At 35.2% G+C, this 26,269-nt stretch carries 30 protein-coding genes; 23 read left to right on the top strand and 7 right to left on the bottom strand.

Annotated elements, in window-relative coordinates; genetic code table 11:
- Positions 1–104 precede the first annotated feature (104 nt).
- From MP477_RS01475 to MP477_RS01450, 6 genes are all read left to right on the top strand, one after another.
- Complete coding sequence (locus MP477_RS01475) at positions 105–773, top strand: ABC transporter ATP-binding protein (protein ID WP_047495625.1); 669 nt, start codon at positions 105–107, stop codon at positions 771–773.
- A gap of 17 nt (positions 774–790) precedes the next feature.
- Positions 791–1,366, top strand: coding sequence for a murein L,D-transpeptidase catalytic domain family protein (locus tag MP477_RS01470; RefSeq protein ID WP_257188879.1), 576 nt, complete (start codon positions 791–793; stop codon positions 1,364–1,366).
- A 40-nt stretch (positions 1,367–1,406) separates the two neighbouring features.
- Positions 1,407–2,084: a DNA repair protein RadC gene (gene radC, locus MP477_RS01465; RefSeq protein ID WP_230035547.1), complete on the top strand. Its 678-nt coding sequence runs from the start codon at positions 1,407–1,409 to the stop codon at positions 2,082–2,084.
- Positions 2,081–2,992, top strand: a complete 912-nt coding sequence (locus tag MP477_RS01460) for a hypothetical protein (RefSeq protein WP_257188878.1) — start codon at positions 2,081–2,083, stop codon at positions 2,990–2,992. The genes radC and MP477_RS01460 overlap by 4 nt, the downstream gene beginning before the upstream one ends.
- A gap of 223 nt (positions 2,993–3,215) precedes the next feature.
- Positions 3,216–3,728: a hypothetical protein gene (locus tag MP477_RS01455; RefSeq protein WP_257188877.1), complete on the top strand. Its 513-nt coding sequence runs from the start codon at positions 3,216–3,218 to the stop codon at positions 3,726–3,728.
- Between the two features lie 17 nt (positions 3,729–3,745).
- On the top strand, positions 3,746–4,357 hold the full coding sequence (locus MP477_RS01450) for an inorganic pyrophosphatase (RefSeq protein ID WP_230035553.1): 612 nt from the start codon (positions 3,746–3,748) through the stop codon (positions 4,355–4,357).
- 182 nt (positions 4,358–4,539) lie between these two features.
- On the opposite strand, the gene MP477_RS01445 is transcribed toward MP477_RS01450, so the two are convergent.
- A complete protein-coding gene (locus MP477_RS01445; protein WP_230035555.1) occupies positions 4,540–5,187 on the bottom strand; it encodes a DUF1349 domain-containing protein in 648 nt (215 codons plus the stop codon).
- A gap of 88 nt (positions 5,188–5,275) precedes the next feature.
- On the opposite strand from MP477_RS01445, the gene MP477_RS01440 reads away from it, so the two are divergent.
- The 9 genes from MP477_RS01440 to MP477_RS01400 all read left to right on the top strand — a co-directional run bounded on the left by MP477_RS01440 (position 5,276) and on the right by MP477_RS01400 (position 14,195).
- Positions 5,276–6,013, top strand: a complete 738-nt coding sequence (locus MP477_RS01440; protein WP_257188876.1) for a response regulator transcription factor — start codon at positions 5,276–5,278, stop codon at positions 6,011–6,013.
- Positions 6,014–6,100: 87 nt separating this feature from the next.
- Positions 6,101–6,460 carry an AraC family transcriptional regulator gene (locus tag MP477_RS01435; protein ID WP_230035559.1) on the top strand — a complete coding sequence of 120 codons (360 nt, stop codon included), beginning with the start codon at positions 6,101–6,103 and terminating at the stop codon, positions 6,458–6,460.
- Between the two features lie 426 nt (positions 6,461–6,886).
- Positions 6,887–8,143, top strand: coding sequence for an aminotransferase class I/II-fold pyridoxal phosphate-dependent enzyme (locus tag MP477_RS01430; protein ID WP_257188875.1), 1,257 nt, complete (start codon positions 6,887–6,889; stop codon positions 8,141–8,143).
- 6 nt (positions 8,144–8,149) lie between these two features.
- Entirely contained in the window at positions 8,150–8,782 is a 633-nt protein-coding gene (locus tag MP477_RS01425; RefSeq protein WP_257188874.1) for a TetR/AcrR family transcriptional regulator, read from the top strand.
- A gap of 98 nt (positions 8,783–8,880) precedes the next feature.
- Positions 8,881–9,966, top strand: coding sequence for a DNA polymerase III subunit gamma/tau (gene dnaX, locus MP477_RS01420; RefSeq protein ID WP_230035564.1), 1,086 nt, complete (start codon positions 8,881–8,883; stop codon positions 9,964–9,966).
- 227 nt (positions 9,967–10,193) lie between these two features.
- On the top strand, positions 10,194–10,580 hold the full coding sequence (locus tag MP477_RS01415; protein ID WP_230035566.1) for a hypothetical protein: 387 nt from the start codon (positions 10,194–10,196) through the stop codon (positions 10,578–10,580).
- Positions 10,581–10,973: 393 nt separating this feature from the next.
- Complete coding sequence (locus MP477_RS01410) at positions 10,974–12,056, top strand: chorismate mutase (protein WP_047495586.1); 1,083 nt, start codon at positions 10,974–10,976, stop codon at positions 12,054–12,056.
- Between the two features lie 191 nt (positions 12,057–12,247).
- Complete coding sequence (gene rsgA, locus MP477_RS01405; protein WP_257188873.1) at positions 12,248–13,174, top strand: ribosome small subunit-dependent GTPase A; 927 nt, start codon at positions 12,248–12,250, stop codon at positions 13,172–13,174.
- A 604-nt stretch (positions 13,175–13,778) separates the two neighbouring features.
- Positions 13,779–14,195, top strand: coding sequence for a nucleoside-diphosphate kinase (locus MP477_RS01400; protein WP_034687444.1), 417 nt, complete (start codon positions 13,779–13,781; stop codon positions 14,193–14,195).
- A gap of 86 nt (positions 14,196–14,281) precedes the next feature.
- Here MP477_RS01400 and MP477_RS01395 read toward each other — a convergent pair whose 3' ends face one another.
- Positions 14,282–16,129, bottom strand: coding sequence for an alpha-L-fucosidase (locus MP477_RS01395; protein WP_257188872.1), 1,848 nt, complete (start codon positions 16,127–16,129; stop codon positions 14,282–14,284).
- 180 nt (positions 16,130–16,309) lie between these two features.
- On the opposite strand from MP477_RS01395, the gene MP477_RS01390 reads away from it, so the two are divergent.
- From MP477_RS01390 to MP477_RS01380, 3 genes are read left to right on the top strand one after another with little or no spacing between them, the layout of a single operon-like run.
- The gene (locus MP477_RS01390; protein ID WP_230035572.1) at positions 16,310–16,531 is read left to right on the top strand and encodes a hypothetical protein; all 222 of its coding nucleotides are present in this window, start codon (positions 16,310–16,312) and stop codon (positions 16,529–16,531) included.
- Between the two features lie 3 nt (positions 16,532–16,534).
- Positions 16,535–17,629, top strand: a complete 1,095-nt coding sequence (locus MP477_RS01385; RefSeq protein ID WP_257188871.1) for a DUF692 domain-containing protein — start codon at positions 16,535–16,537, stop codon at positions 17,627–17,629.
- Between the two features lie 39 nt (positions 17,630–17,668).
- Positions 17,669–18,154, top strand: coding sequence for a DUF1772 domain-containing protein (locus tag MP477_RS01380; protein WP_257188870.1), 486 nt, complete (start codon positions 17,669–17,671; stop codon positions 18,152–18,154).
- 212 nt (positions 18,155–18,366) lie between these two features.
- On the opposite strand, the gene rpe is transcribed toward MP477_RS01380, so the two are convergent.
- Positions 18,367–19,017: a ribulose-phosphate 3-epimerase gene (rpe, locus tag MP477_RS01375; protein WP_047495569.1), complete on the bottom strand. Its 651-nt coding sequence runs from the start codon at positions 19,015–19,017 to the stop codon at positions 18,367–18,369.
- 130 nt (positions 19,018–19,147) lie between these two features.
- Positions 19,148–20,221 (bottom strand): M42 family peptidase, encoded by a 1,074-nt coding sequence (locus MP477_RS01370; protein ID WP_230035578.1) that lies wholly within the window; start codon positions 20,219–20,221, stop codon positions 19,148–19,150.
- Between the two features lie 51 nt (positions 20,222–20,272).
- On the opposite strand from MP477_RS01370, the gene MP477_RS01365 reads away from it, so the two are divergent.
- Positions 20,273–20,977: a DUF4294 domain-containing protein gene (locus MP477_RS01365; protein ID WP_230035580.1), complete on the top strand. Its 705-nt coding sequence runs from the start codon at positions 20,273–20,275 to the stop codon at positions 20,975–20,977.
- A 28-nt stretch (positions 20,978–21,005) separates the two neighbouring features.
- On the opposite strand, the gene MP477_RS01360 is transcribed toward MP477_RS01365, so the two are convergent.
- Positions 21,006–21,422: an NUDIX domain-containing protein gene (locus tag MP477_RS01360; protein ID WP_257188869.1), complete on the bottom strand. Its 417-nt coding sequence runs from the start codon at positions 21,420–21,422 to the stop codon at positions 21,006–21,008.
- A gap of 99 nt (positions 21,423–21,521) precedes the next feature.
- Positions 21,522–22,196: a tRNA (5-methylaminomethyl-2-thiouridine)(34)-methyltransferase MnmD gene (gene mnmD / locus MP477_RS01355; protein ID WP_230035584.1), complete on the bottom strand. Its 675-nt coding sequence runs from the start codon at positions 22,194–22,196 to the stop codon at positions 21,522–21,524.
- 85 nt (positions 22,197–22,281) lie between these two features.
- Between mnmD and MP477_RS01350 the strand changes: the two genes are divergently transcribed.
- From MP477_RS01350 to MP477_RS01335, 4 genes are all read left to right on the top strand, one after another.
- Positions 22,282–23,352 carry a branched-chain amino acid aminotransferase gene (locus MP477_RS01350; RefSeq protein ID WP_230035586.1) on the top strand — a complete coding sequence of 357 codons (1,071 nt, stop codon included), beginning with the start codon at positions 22,282–22,284 and terminating at the stop codon, positions 23,350–23,352.
- A gap of 275 nt (positions 23,353–23,627) precedes the next feature.
- A complete protein-coding gene (locus MP477_RS01345; protein ID WP_257188868.1) occupies positions 23,628–24,140 on the top strand; it encodes an FKBP-type peptidyl-prolyl cis-trans isomerase in 513 nt (170 codons plus the stop codon).
- Between the two features lie 81 nt (positions 24,141–24,221).
- Positions 24,222–25,259 carry a peptidylprolyl isomerase gene (locus MP477_RS01340; protein ID WP_257188867.1) on the top strand — a complete coding sequence of 346 codons (1,038 nt, stop codon included), beginning with the start codon at positions 24,222–24,224 and terminating at the stop codon, positions 25,257–25,259.
- A 209-nt stretch (positions 25,260–25,468) separates the two neighbouring features.
- The gene (locus tag MP477_RS01335; RefSeq protein ID WP_257188866.1) at positions 25,469–25,684 is read left to right on the top strand and encodes a hypothetical protein; all 216 of its coding nucleotides are present in this window, start codon (positions 25,469–25,471) and stop codon (positions 25,682–25,684) included.
- A 68-nt stretch (positions 25,685–25,752) separates the two neighbouring features.
- Here the strand turns inward: MP477_RS01335 and MP477_RS01330 are convergent, their stop codons facing one another.
- On the bottom strand, positions 25,753–25,998 hold the full coding sequence (locus tag MP477_RS01330) for a hypothetical protein (RefSeq protein WP_209799765.1): 246 nt from the start codon (positions 25,996–25,998) through the stop codon (positions 25,753–25,755).
- Positions 25,999–26,269: the final 271 nt, after the last annotated feature.

The following is a 26,269-nucleotide window of genomic DNA, read 5'->3' as shown; positions in this document are numbered from 1 at the left end:
TGTATATACAAAAACCTCCCGCTTTGGGAGGTTTTTTTGTTTTACTACCAATAATGTTGTAACAATTTGTTGTAAAATCAACAATATGTTACTATTTTTGAATCATGATTAAAGCAAGAAATATCCATAAGTCTTATGGGAATTTAGAAGTGTTGAAAGGAGTTGATATTCACATCAAAATGGGAGAAGTAGTCTCTATTGTTGGGGAATCGGGTGCCGGTAAATCTACATTGTTGCAGATTTTAGGAACGTTGGATCATCCTACTGCTTCATCTAAATATGATACTGAAATTGCCATAGCAGGAGAATCATTTATCAATATGAATGATAAGCAGCTTTCTAAATTCAGAAACCAGAATATTGGCTTTGTATTTCAGTTTCATCAGCTCCTTCCTGAGTTTACGGCTTTGGAAAATGTTTTGCTTCCTACCAAAATTGCCGGAGCTAACGAAAAAGAAGCTCTTGATAAGGCGCATGCTTTATTTGAAGACCTAAAGATAGAACAGAGGCTGCACCACAAGCCCAATCAGCTTTCCGGTGGTGAAGCTCAAAGGGTAGCTGTGGCCAGAGCATTGATCAATTCACCCAAAATTATTTTTGCAGATGAGCCAACAGGTAACCTGGATTCAAAAAATGCAGATGACCTTCATAGGCTGTTTTTTGATTTGAGAGATAAATATAACCAGACATTTGTTATTGTAACCCATAACCCGAATCTTGCTGAAATAACAGACCGTAAACTTGTTATGAAAGACGGAATGATTATAGAATAGCAGATGCCAGCCAAATGATGAAACACTTTATATTTCTTTTTATACTATTGATCTCCTGTTCAAAAGCTGAATCGCAGCAGTTGAATATATCCGGAGTTCCTCAGTCTAAAATTTCTGAGATTAAAAGCTATCTCAAAGGAAAAAATTATAATCAGGAACTGGCTGTTTTTATCAATTTTAAAATACATTCCGGAAAATATCGTTACTTTGTCTATGATTTAAAAAAAGATAAGGTAGTACAAAAAGCTATTGTATCGCATGGTTCAGGTTCTGCTATTTCCCATTCGAGCGCTTTACAGTTCAGTAATACCGAAGGATCTTACCAGTCTTCATTAGGAAAATATGAAATTCGGGAGAGCTATGTCGGGAAATTTGGAAAAGCATACCGTTTAAAAGGTTTGGATACAACCAATAATAATGCCATGCAAAGGGCAATTGTACTCCATTCTTACGGATGTGTCCCGGATAGAGAATCTCAGAATCCGGCATGTTTAAGTCTGGGATGTCCCATGCTTTCTGTAAATGCTTTTAATGAAAGTGCAAAATATATTGACCAATCAAAACAGCCCATTATTTTATATGCATTTTACTAGTGTATCATTTATAAATCATAACCTATAAAAATTACCTCCCATGCCTATAAAATTTCTTGCTGAAGATGACAGACCGAGAGAAAAGTTTTTACATAAAGGTAAAAACTCACTTTCTGATTCAGAGTTACTGGCAATCATAATGGGAAGTGGAAATAAAGAAGAAAGTGCTGTAGAATTGGGAAGAAAAATTTTAGCTTCGGTAGATAATAACTGGCATCAGCTAAGTCTGCTTTCCATTAAGGATTTAATGAAATTTAAAGGAATAGGAGAAGCTAAAGCCATTTCTATAGCAACAGCATTAGAAATAGGAAGAAGAAGAGCCGGGCAGGAAATTCCGGAAAGATCAACTATCGGAAATAGCAATGATGCTTATTTATTGCTTAAAAATCAGTTATCCGATCTGAGAACTGAAGAATTTTGGGCTATTTTCCTGAACAACAGTAATAAAGTACTTCATATATCCCAGATGACACAGGGAGGAATCAGCCAGTCTATTGTAGATGTAAGAATTCTTTTTAAAAAAGCGCTGGATCATTTTTCTACAGGTATTATTATAGCACACAACCATCCCTCAGGAAGTCTAAAACCAAGTAGGGAAGATATGAATATCACACAAAAAATAAAAGAGGCTGGAAAGACTTTAAGTATTCAGCTTTTAGATCATGTTATCATTACTCAGGATTCATATTTTAGTTTTTCGGACACAGGATTATTATGATTAGAAGATTAAGATACAATGAAATTGATTTTGTAAAATATTCCCGATGTTTAGAAAATTCTGAACAGAAGAAGTACTCTGCGACAAAAGATTTTTTAGATACCACGTCGGAAAAACAATGGGAAATCTTAGTCTATAATGACTATGAGGCAGTAATGCCTGTTCCTTTTGTGAAAAAATATGGAATTAAAATTGTTCTTAACCCTAAGCTTTGTCAGCAGCTAGGTGTTTTTTCTGCCAAAGATGATGAGCAGCTTAACGAAGCTTTTTTGAATTATCTGGAGAAAAATTATTTAATAGGAGCATATCCGTTGAACGATTTCAATCAAATTCAAAGAAAGCTTAGATTGAGAAAGAATTTTTTACTTTATCCGGACTCTTACGAAAAAGTATACGCACGGTACTCCCCAAAAAGAAAAAGAAAACTCAGATTGGATGATGAAGTGGTAAAGAATTCAGAAATAAAAACAATTAGCTATGATGAGGCTAAGCTTTTTATAGAGAATAATATGATTGGGCTGTGTAAAGAAAATGATCTTCCGGATTTCATGAGGATTTTTGAAGCTTTCTATCATTTGAATTATCTGAAGTTTTCAGCTTTTTTTTATCATCATAAAATAATCAATATGATCGCAACGTATTCTGATTGCAGTATGGTGGCACTTTTAGGCACTTTTAATGATAAAGATTATGTAAAAATATCCGGGGCTTCAGTGCTGATTGATACCATAATCAGGGAAACTATTGAAACTCATATATTTGATTTTGAAGGCGGGGAATTACCTAATATTGAAGAGTTTTTCAGAGGGTTCCGACCGGAATTAAAACCTTACGCAATCATTGAAAATTCAAAAAAAGACCTTTTGAAGAAATTTGTGTATTTTCTATTAAACGGTAAGCTCTTTTAATAGGATAGAAAAAACAGTACATTTTTCCCTAAAAGTTAAAACTGCTTTCAAAATAAGAAAAAAGCTATACGGCTAACCTCATTTGGATAAAAACAGAACCAGAAAAAGCCTTGTTTATCATTTTTTTGATGAAAACAGTGTGTGTTATCATGAAGTTACACAAAGGCCTGCTTTATTTGAGCTATAATTTCAGAAAATATTAGTAATTTTGCCACCTAAAATTATGGCTAATTTTTCAGAATATCTACCGTATGCATTTGCATTGATTATTGCGATTCCTTTCCTGGTATTGCTCAGACAGTTTGTACATTCGTATATTACCCTTAAAAATCAGGAGATCAAGTTGCTTTCGGTGAAATCGAATACAGAAAATAAAACACATTCTTATGAAAGGATGACCTTATTTCTTGAAAGACTGAAACCTTCCAACCTTATTCAGAAATTTGATAAAGAGCTTGCTGTTCACGAATTCCTTTTCCTTACAGAGAAAACGATCAATGAAGAGTTTGAATACAATTCTTCACAGCAGCTGTATCTTTCGAAAAATTCGTGGAAGAATATTGTAGATTCTAAAAATGCCGTAATAGAGCTGCTTCATAAAACATATGAAGGATTGAACGGAAATGCTGATCTTGATGAGTTCAAGACTATTTTTATCATGAACTATATGGAGGACAATGACTATATTGCAGCTACAATAGAAGACTTGAGAAAAGAAATTTTAATAATAACTTAAAAAATAAGAGATAAATAATGATTCCAAATTTTAAAGCACATCCATGGCACGGAATTTCTGCAGGAGAGGATGCACCTAATGTTGTTAATGTATTTGTGGAAATTGTTCCTTCAGATACAATTAAATATGAAGTAGATAAAGAAACAGGATACCTGAAAGTAGACAGACCACAGAAGTTTTCTAATATTATTCCGGCATTGTATGGTTTTGTACCAAGAACATACTGCCACAATGAGGTAATGAAACTTGCTATTGAAGCAGGAGCTGATGATGTAACAATGGGAGATCATGATCCACTTGATATTTGTGTATTAAGTTCTCATAATATCCATGCAGGAGGTTTATTGATGGAAGCTATTCCAATCGGTGGTTTCAAAATGATCGATGGAGGAGAAGCAGATGATAAAATTGTCGCTGTAATGATTAATGACCATGCATTCGGACACTTCAGAGACATTTCTGAATTACCGGAAGCTGAAGTTAAAAGATTGATGCACTACTTTTTAACATATAAGAACTTACCGGATGAGCCTGCAAAATGCAGAATCCAGGAAGTATATGGTGTTGAACATGCAAGAAAAGTAATCAAAGCTTCTCAGGCTGATTATGCAGAAAAATTCGGAGGATAAAAATTCTCTTGATAAATATGTCTAAAGGGATAAACAGTTTTCTGTTTATCCCTTTTATTGTATATAAAATGTTTAAATTTTTTATCATTGGATACAATCATCAGAGATAAATATAAACTTAAAAAAGCCCCCCAAAAATGGGAGGCAAAAATTGACTGTATATTGAAGTGTAATTCAACCGTTTATTTATTGTTTTCAAGCCATTTCAGCCTCCGTTGATCCGGCAGATGCTTGACCCTGAAATTTTCAAATGTAGCCGTAAATCCCTCCCCATCGGGGCAGGCGGCCATTAAACCTACCATTACAGGCGTGTTATCCTGAAGTGGCGCATTCCGCATCATACTATAGTTTTTGTCATCAAAAGAATAAAATATTTCAACGGCATCCAGTCTTCTTACAGCTTTTATCCAAATTGCTGAAGGAATGTTGTCTAAAGTAATGACACTCCAGTCACTTTTATCATGGGTGACAACAGTACTTAGATTGTATTTTCCGTCCACAAACTCTACACCGGCTTTGATGTAATGATCTTTATCGGTCCGCAGCATAAGACCCATTTGATCAAATCTTGCTTTATAATTACCTGTTATTTTTACTTTGGCTTCAAATTCACCTCCATAAAGGCTATAGTAAAATGGAGCATCATCTACTGTAAACCCATAATGTGAAACCCTCCAATAATCACTTTGCGGCGTAACAAACATAGATATGCTGTTGTTTTTGATCTCCCATTTTTCGGGTTCATTAAACCAGGTCATTTTCTCTAAGGTCTGAGCCGAAATCTTTTGGATCAGAAATAACGCACATAAACCTAATATCAATCTCTTCATTTTCTTTTTGATAAGTTCTAAGGGTAAATTATTATTTTAGCAAAAGTATAAGTAAAGAAGTTTCATATCAATACTGAAAAATAACCATATGAAGATCCGGGAACAATTAAGTGATAAGCTGCTGGATAAGACCTCAAAGAAATGTTTGCTGGACATTGAGATCTATAAGCAAAGAACACAAATGTATTCGCAGATGGAAGGCGCAATAGGAGTGCTAAGCGATATGCAGGCTGATAAAAGTTATATTTATAAATCAAAAGCCGCTTTAGAACTGGGAATAAATTTTACTACGGACTCTGTGGAAATCGATTCCATTTGGGAAGATGAGATGCTGAAGAAGATACATCCTGATGACAGGCTTAAAAAGTATATCCATGAGCTTCGGTTTTTTAATTTTCTGGATTCAATAGAACCCGGATTTCGTTCGGACTATGCTGTTTTGTCAAACATCAGAATGAAAGATAAAAATGAAGAATACAAAGCCGTAAAACACCGTATGTTTTATATATTTTCACCGGAAAACGGGAAACTGAGATTTGCACTTTGCCTTTATAATATTGCTTTGAAACAGTCTTTAATTCCTGAATTTTTGATTGCTAATACTGTAAAAGGGGAAATTCTTGTAAAAGATAAGCTGGATTATAAAAATATATTGACTCACAGGGAACTTGAGGTTTTAAGATATGTGGGAGAAGGATATGGCAGTAAACAAATTGCGGATTTGCTTTTCATTAGTGTAAATACCGTCAGCAGACACCGTCAGAATATCCTTGAAAAGCTAAAAGTGAATAATTCTACCCAGGCTTTTAAAGACAGCTTTTATTAAATATATGTTTTTAAAATCCGAAAAGTTCACCATATTGTTTTAATTCTTATTTTTAAATTTATAATCTGAATTAATTTAAAATAACAAATGATGAAAAGAAGCGAAGAGATTACGAGTCAGTATTTTGACTTTTTAGATAAACATGTCAGGGATGTAATTTCCGGCAATGTTCCTGAATTTATGGAGCTGAATAAAATTGCAGGGAAACTTGCTATTTCACATACGCATCTTACAGATACCCTTAAAAAAGAAACAGGGAAACATCCATGCTATTTTTATGATGAAAAAATTATTGATGAGGCTAAGCTTATGTTGACTACTTCAAAGAAGTCTGTCGCAGAGATTGCCCGCATCTTTACTTATGACCCCTCCAATTTTTCTAAATTCTTTAAAAAGATGACAGGTGAAACTCCCGGTAATTTTAGAGAATTTAATAAAAAAGAATAGTTTGTTTGGATACAAGGTCCTTTTTATAAGTGTTTTTGTATTTTAACTTCTCTATAAAGTGAGTTAAATATATTGGAATTATATAACAAATAGCCTTTTAATAAATACTCAGGAGATCACATAAAAAAATAATGTTGTATAAATGAGATAGTTGCAAATAACAACTATCTTTTTTGCTATTTATTTATTGATATTGCTTTATTGTTCTCTTTTTTTTGTTAAATTTAGATTAGAAAAATTTATTGAATTAATTTAGAACAGAATATGCTAAATGTCATAGGAACAGAAGCAATTTTGCCTCTATGAAAATAAGAATAAACCGCTCTGTATTAATAATATTTTAATACCATACAGAAGCTGTGGAATCTTATATAATTATATATTTGCTTCTTTAAGTCACAAACACACACACAAACAACATTAAGGATGAGTATTGATTTTACAACGGCAACTTTTAAAGATTTTGAAAATATTCCGGATTATGATATTGCTCAAAGAGCGGAATATTTTTACGAATTCCTGGATCATATGACATCTAGAGGGCATATGAACTACAGACTGAAAAATACTTCAGGAACCAATGCAACATTAAATATTGATATTGCAGACCACAATAAGGAATATGTAAGTTTCGTTTCCAGTGATTATTTAGGATTTACACAGCATCCAAAAGTAAAGCAGGCTGCTATTGAAGGAATTGATAAATATGGAACAGGAACAGGGGCATCCCCCCTTATCGGTGGGCATTTCGATTATCATAATGCTATAGAAAAAAAAATTGCCGGATTTTTTGGAAGAAGTGAAGAAGAAGTGATATTGTTTACTACAGGGTATTCCGCTAACAGCGCTACTTTGCAGATTTTAATGCAGAAAGAAGATATTGCTATTCTAGATATGGGAGTACATGCTAGTGTGCATGAAGGATGTGTTTTTACAAATAAAAAAACATTTCCCCACAATAATTTGGAAGCTTTGGAACATATTTTGAAGATGTCTGAAAATACGTACCGTACAAAACTTGTTATAGTGGATGGAGTATACTCTCAGGAAGGAGATACCTCACGTGCTAAAGAAATATATGATCTTGTAAAAAAATATAATGCCTATCTCATGGTAGATGATGCACATGGTGTTGGAGTTATGGGAAAAACCGGGAGAGGAGCCCTTGAAGATGATAACTTATTGGATAAGGTAGATTTTATAACAGGAACATCGAGTAAAACTTTTGGTAACCTGGGAGGATATGTTATTGCAAATAAAAAAATAACATCATTCCTTAAGTTCCAGTCTCGTCAGCACATTTTCTCCGTAACAGCACCCCCTTCTTCCTTCGGAATTTTGAAAGCAATTGATTTAGTTGATGAAGAACCATTCTGGAAGGATAAACTGTGGGATAACATTAATTATTTTAAAAATGGACTTAATGATCTGGGATTGGATACAGGAATCACCTGCTCAGCCATTATTCCGGTAAAAATAGGGGATCAGAGTAAAATGTGGGATATTGGCAGAATATTGCTTGAAGAAGGAGTGTATACAAATCCTATTATGTACCCCGCTGTAGCCAGAAAAGATGCCCGTATCAGAATGACTGTAACAGCGCGACACGAAAAAGAGCATCTTGACAAAACGTTGAATGTCTTTGATGATATTAATAAAAAATTGCATATTGCAAAAAAATAATAAATTATGCCTAGAAAAGTAGTGCAAGGCCCCATTAGGGACAAAGAAAAAACAAAACAAAAACTGCTTGCAGCAGTTGGGAAAATTTTGAGAGTAAAAGGCTATTCAGGTCTGAAAGTAAGTAAAATTGCAGCAGTAGCCGGATTTGATAAAAAACTTATCTATGAGTACTTTGGAAGTACCGATAAGCTTATTGACGAGTATATAAAATCTCAGGATTACTGGACTAAGTTTAGCCCGAATATAGAAGAAGAAGTACAGATTGGAAAAGGTAAAGAAGCTTTAACTCAGGGAATTCTTACGCAGTTTGAAAGCCTTAAGAAAAATAAGGAACTTCAAAAGATTATTCTTTGGGAGCTTTCTGAAAGTAAACCTATCCTTAAAAATATCTTAAAGCAAAGAGAAGAAGTAGGGGCTAATTTATTTGAAAATGTAACAGACCCATATTTCGGAGAAAATGCAACAAGCATAAGAGCAATGCTGGCTTTAGTGGTAGCAGGAGTTTATTACCTAAACCTATTTCCTGCCTATAACGGAACCGAATTCTGTGGTATTGATATGAGGACTGAAGAAGGAAGAGGAGAAGTTGAAAAAGTGATCGTTGAGATTATCGATCATTTTTACCAAATCAAAAAATGATGACTAAAAGTTTTCCAATTTGATCAGAAATAAAATTTTGTAGATAATTTGAAAACTTTTAATTTTCAAATTAAAACTATATTCCTTATTTTTGACCAATGGAAAATTTTATAGTATCTGCAAGAAAATATCGCCCCCAAGAGTTTGATACAGTTGTTGGGCAATCTCATATTACGGATACTTTAGAACATGCAATTGAAGAGAGCCAGTTGGCCCAGGCTCTACTTTTTTGTGGACCTCGTGGTGTGGGTAAAACTACTTGTGCCAGAATTCTGGCGAGAAAGATCAATGAAAAAGACGGCTCAGTCTCAGAAGATGGCTTTGCCTACAATATCTATGAGCTGGATGCTGCATCCAACAACTCTGTAGATGATATCAGAGAACTTATTGATCAGGTACGTTTTGCCCCTCAGGTAGGAAAATATAAAGTGTATATCATTGACGAGGTACACATGCTGTCTTCTGCTGCTTTTAATGCTTTCCTTAAAACACTTGAAGAACCGCCGGCGCATGCTATTTTTATTTTGGCAACTACCGAAAAGCACAAGATAATTCCTACCATTTTATCGCGGTGTCAGATTTATGACTTCAAGAGAATTGTTATTGAAGATATCCAGAATCATCTAAGAAATATTGCTCAGAAAGAAAATATCCAGTATGAGGAAGATGCTCTTTATATGATTGCCCAGAAGGCCGATGGTGCTTTAAGAGATGCATTATCTATTTTTGACAGGCTCTCAACATTCTCTCAGAAGAATATTACATTGGCCAAGGCTGCTGAAGTTCTCAATATCTTAGATTATGACCAGTATCTGAATATCGCGGATCTGGCCAAAGAGAATAAAATCCCGGAAGCGCTATTCGCCTTTAATGAGATAGTAAAAAAAGGTTTTGATCCTCATATTTTTATTGCAGGCTTAGGAAACCATTTCAGAGATCTTATGATGGCCCAGAATACGGCCACTTTAGAACTCATTGAAGTAGGAGAGAAGACCAAGATCAAGTTTGTAGAACAGAGCCAGAAATGGAACGCCCAGCAATTGATTGACGCTGTTGAGATTTGTAACCACGCAGATATCAATTATAAAAATTCTAAAAACCCAAGACTTACGGTTGAAATTGCATTAATGCAGCTGGCTTCTCTGACAGCTAATTTAGGTGATACTAAAAAAAAAAGTTCTTAATACTGGCACCATTTCTCAGTGAGAAGCAGGACGTAAAAATACCCGTAAAGGTTCCTGAGAAAAAAGAATTACCCGTACAGCCCGCAGTTCCACAACCTGATGCTGTTCAGGAAACTGTTATTCAGAAAACCAATAAACCTTTATCGAGACCAGGAGGTTCTTCAGGCTTCAGTATCAATTCTTTTCTGAATAAAGAAGAGAAAGAAGTGGTGGAAGAAACCGTAATCGTGAAAACTGAAAAACTTCCGCAAAATCATTTTACCGAGACAGACCTGCAAGCAGAATGGACCCTTATGCTCAAACAGCTGCAGAGAAAAGACGGTTTTATCTTTAATGCCGTAAAAACCTTTAAACTGGTCAAGGAAGAAGAAAATAAAATCAAAGTTTTATACCCTTCAGATTCTGCTAAAGTGGAATTTGATAAAATAAGTGGAGAATTTTTCAATCATTTCAGAAGCAAAGTTCACAATCATTCTATTGTCATAGAATACCAGCGGGACGTTGAAAATCTGAAGATTGAGGTGGTCACCAAAAGAAAAATATTTGAAAAATTTATAGAAAAAAATCCGCTTTTAAAAGATCTTGATGATTTAATGAAGTTTGATTTGACATAATTTTTATATATTTGTGAAATAATTTTGTGAAAAATATTTTTTTGACAAAAGCAAATACTAACAAGAAACGCTAAAACAAGACATTTCCAGAACAAAAATGGAAAATTTATTGACAACATATCTGTCTTATTTTACACCCGCTAATTATTTTAGCGGTTATTTTAGCTTTTCTTCTTCTTATTATAGAAATTTCAGAACCTATTACCGATTTTACTGGTACTACTAACTGAATTTCTTTCCAAAAAATACAGGAGGAGTGAAGGCCTTTTATTCTCCTGATTCCTTTAAAAAAATTTTGAACGGCATTTTTTGAAAAGAATTATAAAGTAAATTTATAATGAAAGGGCCGTGCTGTGAACTTTAGAATAAATAACAAAACAATAAATTTAGAATATGAACCTAAAAGATTTAAAAAGCGAGTGGATCAGTGGGCTTACACAGCCTCTAATGATTGCAGGACCGTGTAGCGCAGAAAGTGAAGCTCAAATGCTTGAAACGGCTAAAAGAATTAAAGAATCAAATGCTCAGGTATCTGTTTTCCGTGCAGGAATCTGGAAGCCCCGTACCAAACCCAATGGTTTTGAAGGTGTAGGAGTAATTGGTTTAAACTGGCTAAAAAAAGTAAAAGAAGAATACGGTTTTAAAACTGCTACGGAAGTTGCCAATGCACATCACGTGTTTGCCGCTCTAGAAGCAGATGTAGATGTTCTTTGGATTGGGGCACGCTCTACAGTAAACCCTTTTACCGTGCAGGAAATTGCTATGGCCTTAAGAGGTACAGACAAACCTGTATTCGTTAAAAATCCGGTGAATCCTGATTTAGCTTTATGGATTGGCGCTTTAGAAAGACTTTTAGGCCAGGATATTAAAAATCTTGGAGTAATTCACAGAGGATTTTCCACATACCAGAAAACAAAATACAGAAATAATCCGAATTGGCAGATTGCTTTGGATTTCAAAAGTCAGTTCCCGGATATTCCAATGCTGATTGACCCTTCTCATATCTGTGGAAACAGAACAGGATTGGCTGATATCACACAGGAAGCACTTAACGTAGGATACCAGGGAGCTATCATTGAAAGCCACTGTAATCCTGATGAAGCATGGAGTGATGCAGCGCAACAGATTACCCCTGAAGTATTGGCAGAGCTTATCGGAAATTTAAAAGTAAGAAGCTCAAATCTAGCAGGATTTGAAGGTGAAATGGGAAGACACAGAACTTTAATTTCTGATCTTGACTTCCAGTTAATAGAACTTCTTTCTCAAAGAATGAAGATCTCAGAAAAAATCGGAAAACTTAAAAAGGAAAATGATATTGCCATCTTCCAGCCTGAGCGTTGGAAAGTAATTACTGAATACGCTAATCAAAAAGCTAAAGAAACAGGAATGTCTAATGAATTTATTGAAAAGGTATTCAAGGCCATTCATGAAGAATCTATTGAGGTACAGAATAATATCATGATTGACAGAGCATAAGGTAACAAGACTTAAGATGGAGTAATTTGAACTGAAAAGTTCATAAACTCTGTGAAATAAGTTCTGACGATCATAAATAAAGGGCTTAGAGCTTAGGGATAGCTGTAGAAACATTTGTTTTAACCTATTTCCTAAACTCTAAGCCCTACTTTCTATTTCTTAATTTCTTATATTTGCACCTAGCATTATCTATGAAAGGAAAAATCATTAAATCTACAGGAAGTTGGTACCAGGTTTTGGAACCGGAAACAAATAAAATTTTCGAGGCCAGAATCCGGGGAAAGTTTAAATTAATAAAAACTAGGCTTACCAATCCACTTGCAGTAGGAGATTTTGTTGAATTTCAGTTAGAGCAGGATGATATCGCGTGGATTACCAAAATAGAACCCCGCAGAAATTACCTGATCAGGAAATCAGTAAACCTTTCAAAAGAAGCTCATATCATCGCTTCCAATATTGATATGGCGTGTTTTATTTTTACCTTGAAACACCCTGAAACATCACTTGGTTTCCTGGATCGTTTTTTAGCATGCTGTGAAGCTTATAATATTACCCCTTTACTCTTATTCAATAAAATTGATGTCCTGCATGAAGAGGAAATTGAAATTGTAAAAGATATTGAATTTCTTTATCAGGAAATAGGGTATGATACATTAGAAATCTCTTCTTATTCCCGTTTGAACCTGGATCAGCTTCAGGAGCTCCTTAAAGATAAGACCTCAGTATTCTTCGGCCATTCAGGATGCGGAAAATCTACTTTGGTAAATGCACTGCAGCCCGGGCTTAATTTGAAAACTTCCGAAATTTCCGATACTCACCTCAAAGGAAAACATACGACAACCTTCGCCCAGATGCATTTTTGGGATTTTGGAGGTAATGTAATTGATACACCCGGTGTTCGTGAGTTTGCCATGATTGATATCGAAAAAGATGAAGTACAGCATTATTTTCCTGAAATCTTTAAGAAAAGAGAAGAATGTAAATTCCATAACTGCCTTCATATCAATGAGCCCAAATGTGCGGTTCTGGATGCTTTGGAGACCGGAGAAATTCAACATTCCCGTTATTCTACCTACATTAAGCTTATGGATGAGGCAGAAGAAGCTTCTCAAAAATAATTACCTGGTTTCACCTCTTTACAATACTATCGGATCAATATAAATTGATCTGCAAATACTTTATGAACATAGAAAAAACAGACCGGGGAATCACATTAAAAAATATCTTATAGTATGGGTGTCTTTTTTTGATTAAAATTTTTTCCAAAAAGATGATCCGGCCGATTTTTTTCCGTCCTGGAAATAAATACTTTTACAATAACTCCACTTTTTGACATTCAAAATGTCCGGCGTAATGTCATATTTTTGAAATATTTGTGCCACCAAAATGAATCATTTTAAAAAAAATGAAAAAAAATCATTATTTCATTGATTGAAATAGAAGCAATAACGTATTAATATGATTTTATATGGTTTTTAATTTTATCAAATTAGCAATAAAAGTGTTGATTTTTTACAAATAAAAAACCCAGCCGAAGCTGGGTAAAAACTAATAACCATGAAAACTCAAATTAAACATGAGAATCGCAATAGAATAAACAATTACTGTGCCAAAGTTTAGTTCACGATTTCTTAATAAAAGTTATTTTTATGTTAAAAAAAAATTAAAATAAAAATCAAAGATATTTTTTGTAATTTTGCGGCATTAAAAAAATATACATTTATGTCTAACATTACATTCACTATGATTAAGCCTGATGCAGTTGCTGACGGACATATCGGTGCTATATTAGGTAAGATTGCAGAAGGAGGTTTTAAAATCAAAGCTTTAAAATTAACTCAGCTTACAGTAGCTGATGCTAAAAAATTCTACGAAGTACATGCTGAAAGGCCATTTTATGGAGAATTGGTAGAATTCATGAGTTCAGGTCCTATCGTGGCTGCAGTTTTAGAAAAAGACAACGCTGTTGAAGACTTCAGAACATTGATTGGAGCTACAAATCCAGCAGAAGCTGCAGAAGGTACAATCAGAAAAATGTTTGCAAGAAGCATTGGTGAAAATGCTGTTCACGGATCAGATTCTGATGAGAACGCTCTTATCGAAGCTCAATTCCATTTTTCAGGAAGAGAGATTTTCTAAGAAACTACCTTACAAAATAAAAAATCCGGAGAATTTTTTCTCCGGATTTTGTTTTTTTAATCTATTCCAATTTTTTGAAATTAAGGTTAAAGATTATTTTCAATTGCTCCAATCTTTTCTCTGTAGAGCTCAATAGGTTTGTCAAGTAAAACCGCAATGACGGTCATGTTTTTATCAAGCCTTTCCTTTGGAATATCAATATATACAATACCTGGTCTGTCACTCCAGTAAAGCTTGTTGTAAATACTGTGATCAAGTAAAGTGCCTTCTCCAACAATTCTGATTCTGGCAATGTTGTTTTTTATTCCTTTTAAAGCAATAGGGCCGGTTGGCTTATCTTCTACAAAAAGATAAAGGGTCTGTTTATCTTTAGACAGGCTGCTCATGCCCGGATAATGACCTTCCGGCAATCCTTTTTCAGTGTCGAAAAGAGCTTCTGCATGCTTACTGATCCATTGAAGTGTTTCAGGGTTTGTATGAGTGTTTTGACCAAGCTGCATATCAAGCCCGTCATTGGTCAGTCCGGAATTGGTGAACAGATGATCACCATCATGAAGAGCATCAGCGATATCATAAATAGCCGACTGAGTGTCTTTTTGGTCAATAAGTTGGGAGAGCGGTTGCTTTTCTTTCTTAAAGTCTTTAAGAAATACAGGAGGATTATCAAAAGCGAGTTCTACAACGCTAATGTCTTTATCAAATTTCATATTTGAAAAGTGAAGGCTTACTGTGTTTTTGTCATCATAGCTCATTTCCACTACAGCCTTACTATCTCCTATAATTTTTGCAGAAGCGGGCTTTGTTGCCAAACCATAAATCTTAGTCATGTTTTTATCTTCTTCCAGATAGAGGAATAAAGACTTTTTAGAAGTAGACAGAGAAGATTTTCCTTTATAATTTTCAAAAGGAATTCCCCGTTGGGTTTCGTAAACGGCTTTTTTATTTTTAGAAACCCATCTTCCAAGATTTTTTAAGATTTCCACCTGTTTCTCAGGGATTGTTCCATCAGCTTTAGGGCCCATGTCAAGCAATAGATTACCTCCCATGCTGATGACGTCTGCCAGAGTACGGACAATCATATTGGGGGTTTTGTAGTTATTGTCATAAGGCTGATATCCCCAGGAATCATTCATCGTATAACAGAGTTCCCAATAAGGATTTTGTGGAGCAATAACAGGAATTCCCTGTTCCGGAGTGTCATAATCGCCATGATTATTAAGCCTTGAATTGATGATGATATCCGGATTGTACTGTTTCAGAATCCCGAGTGTCTGGGGAGCTTTCCATTCTTCAGAGGTATGCTCCCAATCTCCGTCAAACCATAAAAGATCAGGTTTATATTGTGAAGAAAGCTCAGTAAGCTGGGTCTGATAATACTTGGTGAAGTTCTGCCAGCGCTTAGGATCATTTTTTATATCATATCGTTTTTTAATCCGGGTATTGATGTCATAATACGGATGGCTCCAGTCCGGAAGTGAAAAATAAAGACCTGTTTTTAATCCTGAATTTTTAAGACTGGCCACGAAAGGGCTCAAAACATCTTTTTGGGCTGAAGAATTACCGGGAATAGTGATCGCTTTTTCAGCCTTAGAATTCCAAAGTGCTATTCCATCGTGATGCTTTGTCGTAATCACGGCATATTTTGCCCCCGATTCTTTGATAAGCTCAGCCCATTGTTCCGGCTGGTATTTTGAAGCTGAAAACCCATCCAGCTGCTTCATATAATTCTCATAATTGATGTAATTATTGAAGAATGACCATGATTCAGAAATTCCGTTAACCGAATAAACTCCCCAGTGAATGAAAACACCCAGTTTAGCATTCTTGAACCATTCCATTTTCTTATTGTTGTCAACGGACTGTACTTGTGCATTGATGCTGTGTGCTGATACTGCCAATCCAAGGAAAACAGCTTTTATAAGCGTGTTTCTCATTTTTTATTTTTAATGATAAATATAAATAAAGAATATCTATTTCTCAAATATTCATTTCAAATATTCGTTTAATAGAAGAAATGCTGTCTGAAAAAAATAAAATATTCAATGATAAATTGTTGTATTTTTAAAGCAAAATAAATGGAACACTTATTGTAAACTTCCTTAAAAAGAAAAAAAATGAAAATTCCAACCCTATTAATGGCTAGTTTATTAGCAGTAGGAGTTTCGGCACAGACAACGAAGTCTGTTACGAACACTAAAAAGCCTGTAAAGAAAGTTAAAAAAGCAGTAATTAAAGAAACTCCGGAAAAGCCAAAGCCGGGAACACCTAAAGTTATTGCGAAGAAAGATACTGTGGTTCGTTTACCTCATGGTTGTCCTGCCTGTGGAATGGGATAGGATATGGAAAAACCACTATTAGGATTATCAATGATGGCAGAGGCAGATTTTGTTTCTGCTATTTTACCTTTGCTACAGAACAATGCTGTGGATGTGATTGAGTGGTCATTTGATACCTTCTTTGAAGCTGAGGAGCCGTCATGGCTTAAAGATCTTTTAGACTTTTACGCCGGAAATGACCGTTTGCTTGGGCATGGCGTTTATTACTCCTTATTCGATGCAAGGTGGACGGAGCGACAGAAAATGTGGCTTCAAAAACTGAAGCAGGAAGTTCAAAAGAGAAATTATAATCATATTACAGAGCATTTTGGTTTTATGAACACCGAAAATTATCATCAGGGTGTACCATTGCCCCTTTCTTTGCATCCGAAAACCCTTGAGATTGGAAAAGACAGGCTTTACAGACTGCAGGACGCTGTAGATATTCCTATTGGAGTAGAAAATCTGGCATTTTCTTTTTCCGTTAACGATGTCAGAGAGCAGGGTGTTTTTCTTGATAAGTTAATAGATGATATTGATGGTTTTTTAATCCTTGATCTTCATAATATATATTGTCAGTCTTGCAACTTTGAAGTGAGTATGCAGGATATTGTGGGTTTGTATCCTTTGGAGAAGGTCAAAGAGATTCATCTTTCAGGCGGAAGCTGGCAGGATAGTGTTTATGGAAAAAAAATGATCCGCAGAGATACACATGATGATGTAATTCCGGAAGAGATCTTTGCGCTGCTTCCTTCAGTGCTGTCACAATGTCATAACCTGGAATATGTTATCATTGAAAGACTTGGACATACCATTCATACAGAAGAGGAGAAGCAGTGTTTTTTTAATGATTTTATGAGGGTTAAAAAAATTCTTAATGATTCTGGTGGAATGAAGAGGAAAAACGAAAAGTGGGTAAAAAAAGAGAGACTCCTTTCAGAACCTGTGGAAGATTTAATTATATACGAGGACCAGATCCGGCTTACAAAGCTGTTATTTGATCATGCTGATCCTACGTTAATTAAAAATCAGAATTTTCATTATTTTAAAACGAAAAACTGGGACCCTGAAATGATTCTGACTGCCCAGAATATTATTAAAAAATGGAATCCCTATTAAAATATACCGACTACTAACCACAAATCAAAATATATGAAAATGGCAACCCTATTATTAATTGTTACTGCTGTGCTTACGGCTTTAATTGCCGGACTTTTCTACGCCTATTCCTGTTCTGTAGTATTGGGACTGGGGAAATTATCTGATGGAGAATATCTGAAAGCAATGCAGAATATCAATCGGGAAATTCTTAATCCTGTATTTTTTATGAGCTTTATGGGAACAGCGGTTCTTCTTCCTGTATCTGCATTTGTATTTCGTGGGCAGCAGCCTGCTTTTATTTTCCTTTTGCTGGCAACATTAGCTTATCTGATAGGTGTTTTTGGCGTTACAGTAGCAGGAAATGTTCCGATGAATGATATGCTTGATAAATTTGATATTTCGGGAGCTACCACCGGTGTCATTAAGCAAATGCGGGAAAGTTTTGAGAACAGATGGAATCTCTTAAATAACGTAAGAACTGTTTTCTCGGTAATCAGTATTGCTTTGGTAGTTTGTGCGTGTATTTGGAATAAAGAAGTGTAAAAAAACAATGGGATTAGGTAGAAATGCTTACGTTAAAATTCAGTATTTCTACTGATGAAAGTGTGGATCTTTATTGAGAAATTTGTGTTGTTATCAGGAAGAAGTAAAGATAAAAACTCAAAATAGCTAATAACCACATCTACTCAAAGTTCCAAAAATGAGGAAAGGCAGTCCCTGAGAACTGCCTTTTTCTGTATGGTTAAAAATACAATTTAAATTTTTAAAAGCTCTATGGTTCTTTCCGGGCTTTCCGCAGAGAATACCGCATTTCCGGCTACCAGCACATCAGCTCCTGCTTCAAAAAGCTTAGAGGCATTATCAAGATTAACGCCACCGTCTATTTCAATAAGTGCAGTAGAGTTATTGCTTAAGATAAGATCTTTTGTTTCTGCAATTTTTTTATACGTGTTTTCAATGAATTTTTGTCCTCCAAATCCGGGATTTACACTCATTAATAAAACAAGATCTACATCAGCAATAATATCTTCAAGCATTAGAACAGGAGTGGAAGGGTTTAAAACAACCCCGGCTTTCGCCCCTTTACTTTGAATATGATGAATCGTTCTGTGAAGGTGTGTACACGCTTCGTAATGCACAGAAACCAGATCAGCACCATGATTGATAAATTCATCAACATACTTTTCGGGCTCTACAATCATTAAATGTACATCCACGAATTTTTTAGCATGCTGCTGAACCGTTTTCATTACCGGAAAACCGAATGAAATATTAGGTACAAATCTACCATCCATGACATCAATATGGAACCAGTCAGCCTGAGAGGCGTTCAGCATTTCAATGTCTCTTTGCAGATTCCCAAAGTCTGCAGATAAAAGGGAAGGAGCAATAAGCTTCGTTTTCATTTTTACTTTTTAATTAGATATTTGGAGTCAAGAATCAAGAGTCGAGATATAAATGGTTAAGGTGTACGAGAATATCTTTTTTATTCATATTTTGAATGTCTTGAATCTTGTATCTTTCATCTTGATTCTATTAATGATACTTTAGTTTCATTTCCGGCTTAATCTTCAGAATGGTTTCGTAGATCAGTTTGATTACATTACCTACATCTTCTTTGGATACCATTTCCACCGTGGTATGCATATAACGCAAAGGTAGGGAAATTAAAGCACTTGGTACCCCACCGTTAGAGTGGGCAAAGGCATCTGTATCTGTTCCTGTTGCTCTGCTTGCCGCAGCTCTCTGGAAAGGTATTTTCTTTGTTTTTGCCGTATCAATAATTAATTCTCTGATCGTATGGTGAACACTTGGCGCGAAGAATACTACAGGTCCGTCACCACATTTCTGATCACCTTCTTTTTTCTTTTCGATCATAGGAGTGGTTGTATCATGGGTAACATCGGTTACAATCGCAATATTAGGCTTAATCGTATCGGCAATCATATCAGCTCCGTATAGTCCTACTTCTTCCTGAACAGAATTGGTGATATACAGCCCAAAAGAAATTGATTTTTTATTCTCTTTTAAAAGCCTTGCCACTTCAGCAATCATAAAACCTCCGATTCTGTTGTCCAAAGCTCTGCAGACAAAATACCTGTCATTCATTTCAAAGAACTCATCCGGATAAGTGATCATGCATCCTACATAGATTCCCATTTCCTCCACTTCTTTTTTGGAAGTGGCTCCGCAATCGATGAAAATGTTTTCAATTTTTGGCGTAGGTTCATTTTGATTAGTTCTGGTATGGATAGCCGGCCATCCGAAAACTCCTTTTACAATTCCGTTTTCTCCGTGGATATGAACCACTTTGGAAGGGGCAATAGTCTGATCCGAGCCTCCGTTTCGGATGACGTAGATCAATCCGTCGTCAGTAATATAGTTTACGTACCAGGAAATCTCATCAGCGTGGGCTTCAATTACTACTTTAAAATCAGCTTCAGGATTAATGATACCATAGCAGGTTCCATAATGATCCACTTCAATTTTATCTACATACGGTCTGATATAGTCCATCCAGACCTCCTGTCCCTTGTGTTCATAACCTGTTGGTGATGAAGTATTTAAATATTTTTCTAAAAATTTTAAAGATTTCTTTTCAAATTTCATAAAAAGGAATGATTTTTGCGTTTAATTTTTATTCTTATAAGTGTAAAAATAATGAATTTTAGGAAGATTATCTGCCTTTTTATTTTCTTTTTTGGAGTCAGTGTTTTTGGTCAGACGGATTCTATTGTGGCAAAACCTCTTAACCAATATCCTGCTGAATCTCTGAAAGTGGATGAATTCGGTAATAAGTATTATTACGACGAGCAACAAAAGGTTAAAATCTACGAGATTAATGGAGAGCCTGTAGTAGTGATGGACGAACTTGTTCTGGTAAACAAACCCCGATTCAACAATCAGCTCGATAAAAATTACTATTATTTTCTAAATAAAAAGCTATACAGGGTATATCCGTTATTTGTGACTGCTTTGCAACAGTATCGGGATATGCAGGCAGATATGGATAATATGGATAGTAAGGCTAAAAGAAAATTTATAAGAGAAAGGCAGAATATGCTTGCTGACCAATATGAAAAACAATTAAGAGATCTTACGACAACCGAAGGCCAGGTTTTTGCAAAATTAATGAACAGAGCTACCGGTAAAAATGTTTATGAAATTATAAAAGAGCTTAGAGGAGGATGGAGTGCCTTTTGGTGGAATGTAAAAGGAAAGATGGCTGATATTGATTTAAAAGAACAGTATGATCCTCACAAAAACAGGAGTGATGAATTCATAGAGTCATTACTGCAGTCCAACTGGAACTCCGGCTATTTAAAGCCTTATCCGGGAGCCAATCAGTTTAAGGTCAAAAAATAACAATATAAAAGTAAATTCCTGTAAAAGCTTACAGGAATTTTTCTTTTAATTTATCGAATACAATTTTATCTATTGGAAGTGGAAATGGATTGTCGGGCCTGTCGATAGCTATCCATTCTGTTTTTTCGATGCATGGATCCATGATCAGGAAGTCTTCCTCATTGATGATATTAACAATATAATATAAGGTAAGAAGCTGTTCGTTTTCTCTGAAGCGGGAAACCAGGAAGTTTTCCTGTGTATAGAAATGTTCTGTAATATCTATTTTTACATTAAGCTCTTCATCAAATTCACGGTGCAGACATTCCAGTACCCCTTCACCGTATTCCAATCCTCCTCCCGGAAATTTCACTAAAGATTCTCCTGCATATTCTTCAAATAAGGTCAAAACTTTCTTGTCTTTTACTGCACAGCCATACACTCTAATGTTGATCTTGTCTATCATATATAATAGGTATAATATTTTGTAAAGCTAATGTAAGAAATTTTCATGAAGGAATGGTGAAATCAGGAAAAGCAAAGGCGTATTATGTCTTTTAAACTATTAAAGCTTTATGGCATTAATCATCTCCCTTTTTCCAGGAGGGCCTTGTTTTTTTTCTACTTTAAAGTTCAGTTCCTGAAGAATTCTTCTTACACTTCCTTTAGAAGAGTAGGTTGTTAATAATCCATTAATGGCCATTTTGTCAGAAACCATTTCAAATAACGGTTTTTCCCAAAGATCAGGCTGTACTCTTGCTCCGAAACAGTCGAAGTAGACCAGGTTAATTTTTGGCAATTCTATGTCCTTGAGGTCAAAAAAGTCACATTCTATCTTTTTTAAGTTGAAACCACTAATGATTTCAACTGACTTTTCCCAATCTGCCAGATGAATTTTCTGGTAAATATTTTTGAACTCAGGATTATCAAAAAGCTCAAAATATGCCAAATCGTTAACTTCAGATTCATTTACGGGGTATTTTTCAAGCGAAAAATAATTAATGACATGATTTTTGTCAGTTTTTAAATATTCATTAATTGTAACTAAAACATTCAAACCTGTTCCAAAACCGAGTTCTAAAATATTAATTTCGCAATCATTAACTAAATTTAGTCCATTTTTGATAAACACATGTTCTGCTTCTTGCAACGCGCCATGATGAGAATGATAGTTTTCATTTAAGTCGTTGATAAACAATGTTTTGCTTCCATCGTTAGTGGTCTTTATTTCTCTTTTCAAGCTATTTTTTTGTCAAATTTACTCTAAAATTTTTATATTTAGAAAATTATATTAAATTTGTAGAACATCGTAAAAAATTTTAAAAATGATAATTCAAAAAACTGAAAACTCTAGAATTTCTACATTTGACCCAAATAATTTTTCATTTGGTGGTACTTTCATTGATCATATGATTATATGTGAGTATGAAGATGGAAAATGGGGTGATGTGAAATTAGTTCCTTACGGTCCGATACCATTTACGCCTGCTATGATGGGAGTAAACTATGGGCAAGCTTGTTTTGAAGGTATGAAAGCTTATAAAGACAAAGATGGGCAGGTTTTCCTTTTCAGGCCAGAAAAGAATTTTGAACGTATCAACAAGTCAGCGAAGCGTCTTGCTATGCCTGAAGTGACTGAGGAAATGTTTTTAGACGGTTTAAAAGCATTGGTAGATATCGATAGAGAATGGATTCCACAAGGAGAGGGAATGTCATTATATATCAGACCGTTGATTTTTGCTACTGAAGAAGCTTTGAAAGCAAGAGTTTCTAACAAATATATGTTCGCTATTGTTGCAACACCAGCGAAGAGCTATTATTCAGAGCCTGTTTCTGTAAAGATCTCTGATCATTATTCAAGAGCAGCAAACGGTGGTGTGGGTTCTGCGAAGGCAGCAGGAAACTATGCCGCTTCTTTTTACCCAACTCAGCTGGCTATTGAAGAAGGCTATGAGCAAATCATCTGGACGGATGACGCTACTCACGAATATTTTGAAGAGAGTGGTACTATGAATGTGTTTGTAAGAATTAACGATACTATTTATACGCCTCCGACTTCAGAGAAAATTCTTGACGGAGTTACAAGAGACAGCTTCCTTCAATTGGCTAAGAAAAGAGGTATTGAGGTGAAAGTTGAACCAATTCCGGTAAAAACTGTAGTTGAAGCACAGAAAAACGGTACTTTAAAAGAAGTATGGGGAGTAGGAACTGCTGTAGTAACTACAGTATTCCAGGCTTTAGGATATCAGGGAGAAAAACTTGAGCTTCCAAGATTATCTGATGAGGAAAGCTTTGCGGCTATTCTTAAGAAGGATTTGGTAGATCTGCAGAACAACCTTTCTGAAGATCCATTCGGATGGAGAGTTGTGGTGGACCACGCTTTAGAAACAGTTTAATCTAAACTGAATATAAAATATATAGGAGCCGGAATATTTCCGGCTTTTTTTATTGACTTCAGCCCCAGGATGCTTGTAACCAGTAAGAAAAATTCAGTCACTTTTAATATAAAAGAGCCTTGAATAAAGTTTTTCTCAGTATTCTTAAAAACCAGTAGTTTGAAACAATTTTTTGTTACAGTAAAATATTGTATTTTATGTTCCTTAAATTGTTCCCGGAAATCTGATATAAGTTTTGTAATTGATTCCCGAAATGTGTATTTTCGCAAAAGTTTATGAGAAAATTAGTCTTCATATCATTAATCAGTCTGTTGAGCTGCAATAGGAATGCACAGCCCGCGCACCCTCCGGTAGGTGGTGTTTTAAGCCAAAAAGATCTGGATGTTTCTAAAGAAAGGATGAAAAATCTGAATGCTATAGAAAGAGGACACATCCAGCAGTGGGCCAATAGCCAGCCGGTAAAATATTATCCTACGCAGCTTAATTATTGGGTAACAGCGGAAGGGTATGATCAGAGAAAAAGGAGAGCAGATAATACCATGATCTCTTATTCCTATGATCTGTATGATTTTGATGAGACCAAGATTTATGATCAGTCTTTTGAAAGAAGAGATGCTAAATTTGGGCATTTTGATGAGCTGAAAGCTGTGGAAAATGCTTTACGGTTTATACATGATGGAGAAGAGGTAACGCTTCTGGTACCATCTTCACTGGCTTATGGAACATTTGGAGACGAAAAAAAAATAGATAACGACATCCCATTAATCATAAAATTAAAAGCTTTATAATACATGAAATTGTTTAACAAAAATATAATTCTGGCAGCGGCAAGTATTTCGCTGATGAGTTGTACTCCAATTTATAAAAAAATGAACGTAGACAAAGAAACTTACGAAGGTCTTAATGACGGACTTTATGCAAACATTCAAACTACAAAAGGGAATCTGATTGTAAAGTTTGAAGACAAGAAAGCACCAGTAACTGTGGCCAACTTTATAGGTCTTGCAGAAGGGAAAATCGACAACAAGGCTAAGGCTAAAGGAGTTCCTTATTATGATGGAACAATTTTCCACAGAGTGATCAAAGATTTTATGATTCAGGGAGGTGATCCTCAGGGAACAGGAATGGGAGATCCTGGATATAAATTCGAGGATGAGAGAAACGACCTTAAACATACCGGGAAAGGTATTCTTTCTATGGCAAACTCAGGACCTAATACCAATGGTTCTCAGTTTTTCATTACTGAAGTGGCTACACCATGGTTAGACGGAAAACATACTATTTTCGGTAAAGTAGTAAAAGGAAATGACGTAATTGATGCTATCGCTAACGTTGAAAAAGGAGCTCAGGATAAGCCTAAAACAGATATCGTTTTAGAAAAAGTTTCTGTTTTCGGTAAAGGTGATGAGTACAAAAACTACGATGCAGCTAAGACTTTCAGCGAAGGGAAGGCTAAAATTGCAGAAAATAATAAAGCTTTTATCGCTAAGGAGGAAGCTGAAAGAAAGAAAAAGGAAGAAGAGTTTAAAGCTAACCAGGAGAAAATGATTGAAAACCTGAAAGCAGGTATGCAAAAAACTGAATCTGGTCTTTATTACAAAATCACAAAAACAACAGACGGTAAAGCTCCGAAATCTGGTGATAACGTATCTGTACACTATGCTGGAAAGTTAGTAGACGAAACAGAATTTGATTCTTCATTCAAAAGAAATGAGCCTATCGATATTCCAATTGGAATGGGAAGAGTAATCAAAGGATGGGATGAAGGTATCCTGTTATTAAAAGAAGGTGAAACTGCTACTTTATTGATCCCGCCGGCAATGGCTTACGGAGAAAGAGGAGCAGGAGGGGTTATTCCGCCAAACGCTTGGTTAGTCTTCGATGTAGAGCTTGTAAAAGTGAAATAATTGAAATATTTTTAAGATATGAAAGCCGTTCCGCAAGGGGCGGCTTTTTGTAATTATTTAGCTAAATCGAATAAGGGTTAGTATTTTAAACAGAAACCACCCCGCTTTTCACAGTTGATTTTTTGTAAAAGTACCGTAGAAATCCGGATTTCTATACAAGCAATTTATTCCTATCTTTATCCATCACCAATGAAACAAAATAAAAAGATATGATTAATCTAGATTATGCTTTAATCCGAAAAGAAATTGAAGCAGAAGTGTGTAAAGAACATGGTTTGCATCCTGAATTTGTGAAAACAGATGACGGCTTTGGAATAAAGGCCTGTTGTGAGCCTTTCAGGATAGAGCTGGTTACAAAATCTGAAAAAATGATTGAGGAAGAAACAATAAAGATCCTTACCGAGATGATGAAAGGTATTGAATAACTAATCAGTGATTGTAAAACAAAAACCGTCCCAAAGGACGGTTTTTCAGTAAAAAAAAGAATTAAAAATTATATGTTTCTGCTCGATCTTTTTTTCATACTTGTCCCCGCCAGGGAACTGATGAATACAAGACCAAAGCCGATATAAGCGGCGAATGCAGTCAGATATATTATTAAGCTGTTAAAGCTTGGTTTTAAGGTGTATACCAATACAGAAAAGATGGCAAAACTTAATACCAAAAGCAAGCTCCAGATATGCATTTTTGCAGCATCTTCATTTCTCTTAAAAATCATTTCAAAAAAATCTCTCATCATTATTACCATTTTAAGGGTTATACATTAATTTATATGGATAAGCAGCTGTCTTACATGGTAAAAAGAATACATTCTCTTACTGGGCTAAGGTTCATGAAGACGTGCCATTTATTTATACGACTGAGCCCGGAGCATATAGCTTAGGGTTGATCAGTAAATTTTTGAATCATTAATGATTCATGGGTTATGATACCAGTCTGATATGAATTATAGTGTTGTGAAAATGAACCAAGGTTAATCAATCACATTTTCCATATCATTTAGGGCATCG

It is taken from the genome of Chryseobacterium sp. WG23, assembly GCF_024586575.1.
Lineage (GTDB): Bacteria > Bacteroidota > Bacteroidia > Flavobacteriales > Weeksellaceae > Chryseobacterium.
This window is presented reverse-complemented; position numbering and strand designations above follow the sequence as displayed.

Bases quoted from the DNA above. Each gene is read 5' to 3' on its own strand.
- MP477_RS01475 (WP_047495625.1), top strand. From the start codon at position 105: ATGATTAAAGCAAGAAATATCCATAAGTCTTATGGGAATTTAGAAGTG.
- MP477_RS01470 (WP_257188879.1), top strand. From the start codon at position 791: ATGAAACACTTTATATTTCTTTTTATACTATTGATCTCCTGTTCAAAA.
- radC (WP_230035547.1), top strand. From the start codon at position 1,407: ATGCCTATAAAATTTCTTGCTGAAGATGACAGACCGAGAGAAAAGTTT.
- MP477_RS01460 (WP_257188878.1), top strand. From the start codon at position 2,081: ATGATTAGAAGATTAAGATACAATGAAATTGATTTTGTAAAATATTCC.
- MP477_RS01455 (WP_257188877.1), top strand. From the start codon at position 3,216: ATGGCTAATTTTTCAGAATATCTACCGTATGCATTTGCATTGATTATT.
- MP477_RS01450 (WP_230035553.1), top strand. From the start codon at position 3,746: ATGATTCCAAATTTTAAAGCACATCCATGGCACGGAATTTCTGCAGGA.
- MP477_RS01445 (WP_230035555.1), bottom strand. From the start codon at position 5,187: ATGAAGAGATTGATATTAGGTTTATGTGCGTTATTTCTGATCCAAAAG.
- MP477_RS01440 (WP_257188876.1), top strand. From the start codon at position 5,276: ATGAAGATCCGGGAACAATTAAGTGATAAGCTGCTGGATAAGACCTCA.
- MP477_RS01435 (WP_230035559.1), top strand. From the start codon at position 6,101: ATGATGAAAAGAAGCGAAGAGATTACGAGTCAGTATTTTGACTTTTTA.
- MP477_RS01430 (WP_257188875.1), top strand. From the start codon at position 6,887: ATGAGTATTGATTTTACAACGGCAACTTTTAAAGATTTTGAAAATATT.
- MP477_RS01425 (WP_257188874.1), top strand. From the start codon at position 8,150: ATGCCTAGAAAAGTAGTGCAAGGCCCCATTAGGGACAAAGAAAAAACA.
- dnaX (WP_230035564.1), top strand. From the start codon at position 8,881: ATGGAAAATTTTATAGTATCTGCAAGAAAATATCGCCCCCAAGAGTTT.
- MP477_RS01410 (WP_047495586.1), top strand. From the start codon at position 10,974: ATGAACCTAAAAGATTTAAAAAGCGAGTGGATCAGTGGGCTTACACAG.
- rsgA (WP_257188873.1), top strand. From the start codon at position 12,248: ATGAAAGGAAAAATCATTAAATCTACAGGAAGTTGGTACCAGGTTTTG.
- MP477_RS01400 (WP_034687444.1), top strand. From the start codon at position 13,779: ATGTCTAACATTACATTCACTATGATTAAGCCTGATGCAGTTGCTGAC.
- MP477_RS01395 (WP_257188872.1), bottom strand. From the start codon at position 16,129: ATGAGAAACACGCTTATAAAAGCTGTTTTCCTTGGATTGGCAGTATCA.
- MP477_RS01390 (WP_230035572.1), top strand. From the start codon at position 16,310: ATGAAAATTCCAACCCTATTAATGGCTAGTTTATTAGCAGTAGGAGTT.
- MP477_RS01385 (WP_257188871.1), top strand. From the start codon at position 16,535: ATGGAAAAACCACTATTAGGATTATCAATGATGGCAGAGGCAGATTTT.
- MP477_RS01380 (WP_257188870.1), top strand. From the start codon at position 17,669: ATGGCAACCCTATTATTAATTGTTACTGCTGTGCTTACGGCTTTAATT.
- rpe (WP_047495569.1), bottom strand. From the start codon at position 19,017: ATGAAAACGAAGCTTATTGCTCCTTCCCTTTTATCTGCAGACTTTGGG.
- MP477_RS01370 (WP_230035578.1), bottom strand. From the start codon at position 20,221: ATGAAATTTGAAAAGAAATCTTTAAAATTTTTAGAAAAATATTTAAAT.
- MP477_RS01365 (WP_230035580.1), top strand. From the start codon at position 20,273: ATGAATTTTAGGAAGATTATCTGCCTTTTTATTTTCTTTTTTGGAGTC.
- MP477_RS01360 (WP_257188869.1), bottom strand. From the start codon at position 21,422: ATGATAGACAAGATCAACATTAGAGTGTATGGCTGTGCAGTAAAAGAC.
- MP477_RS01350 (WP_230035586.1), top strand. From the start codon at position 22,282: ATGATAATTCAAAAAACTGAAAACTCTAGAATTTCTACATTTGACCCA.
- MP477_RS01345 (WP_257188868.1), top strand. From the start codon at position 23,628: ATGAGAAAATTAGTCTTCATATCATTAATCAGTCTGTTGAGCTGCAAT.
- MP477_RS01340 (WP_257188867.1), top strand. From the start codon at position 24,222: ATGAACGTAGACAAAGAAACTTACGAAGGTCTTAATGACGGACTTTAT.
- MP477_RS01335 (WP_257188866.1), top strand. From the start codon at position 25,469: ATGATTAATCTAGATTATGCTTTAATCCGAAAAGAAATTGAAGCAGAA.
- MP477_RS01330 (WP_209799765.1), bottom strand. From the start codon at position 25,998: ATGATGAGAGATTTTTTTGAAATGATTTTTAAGAGAAATGAAGATGCT.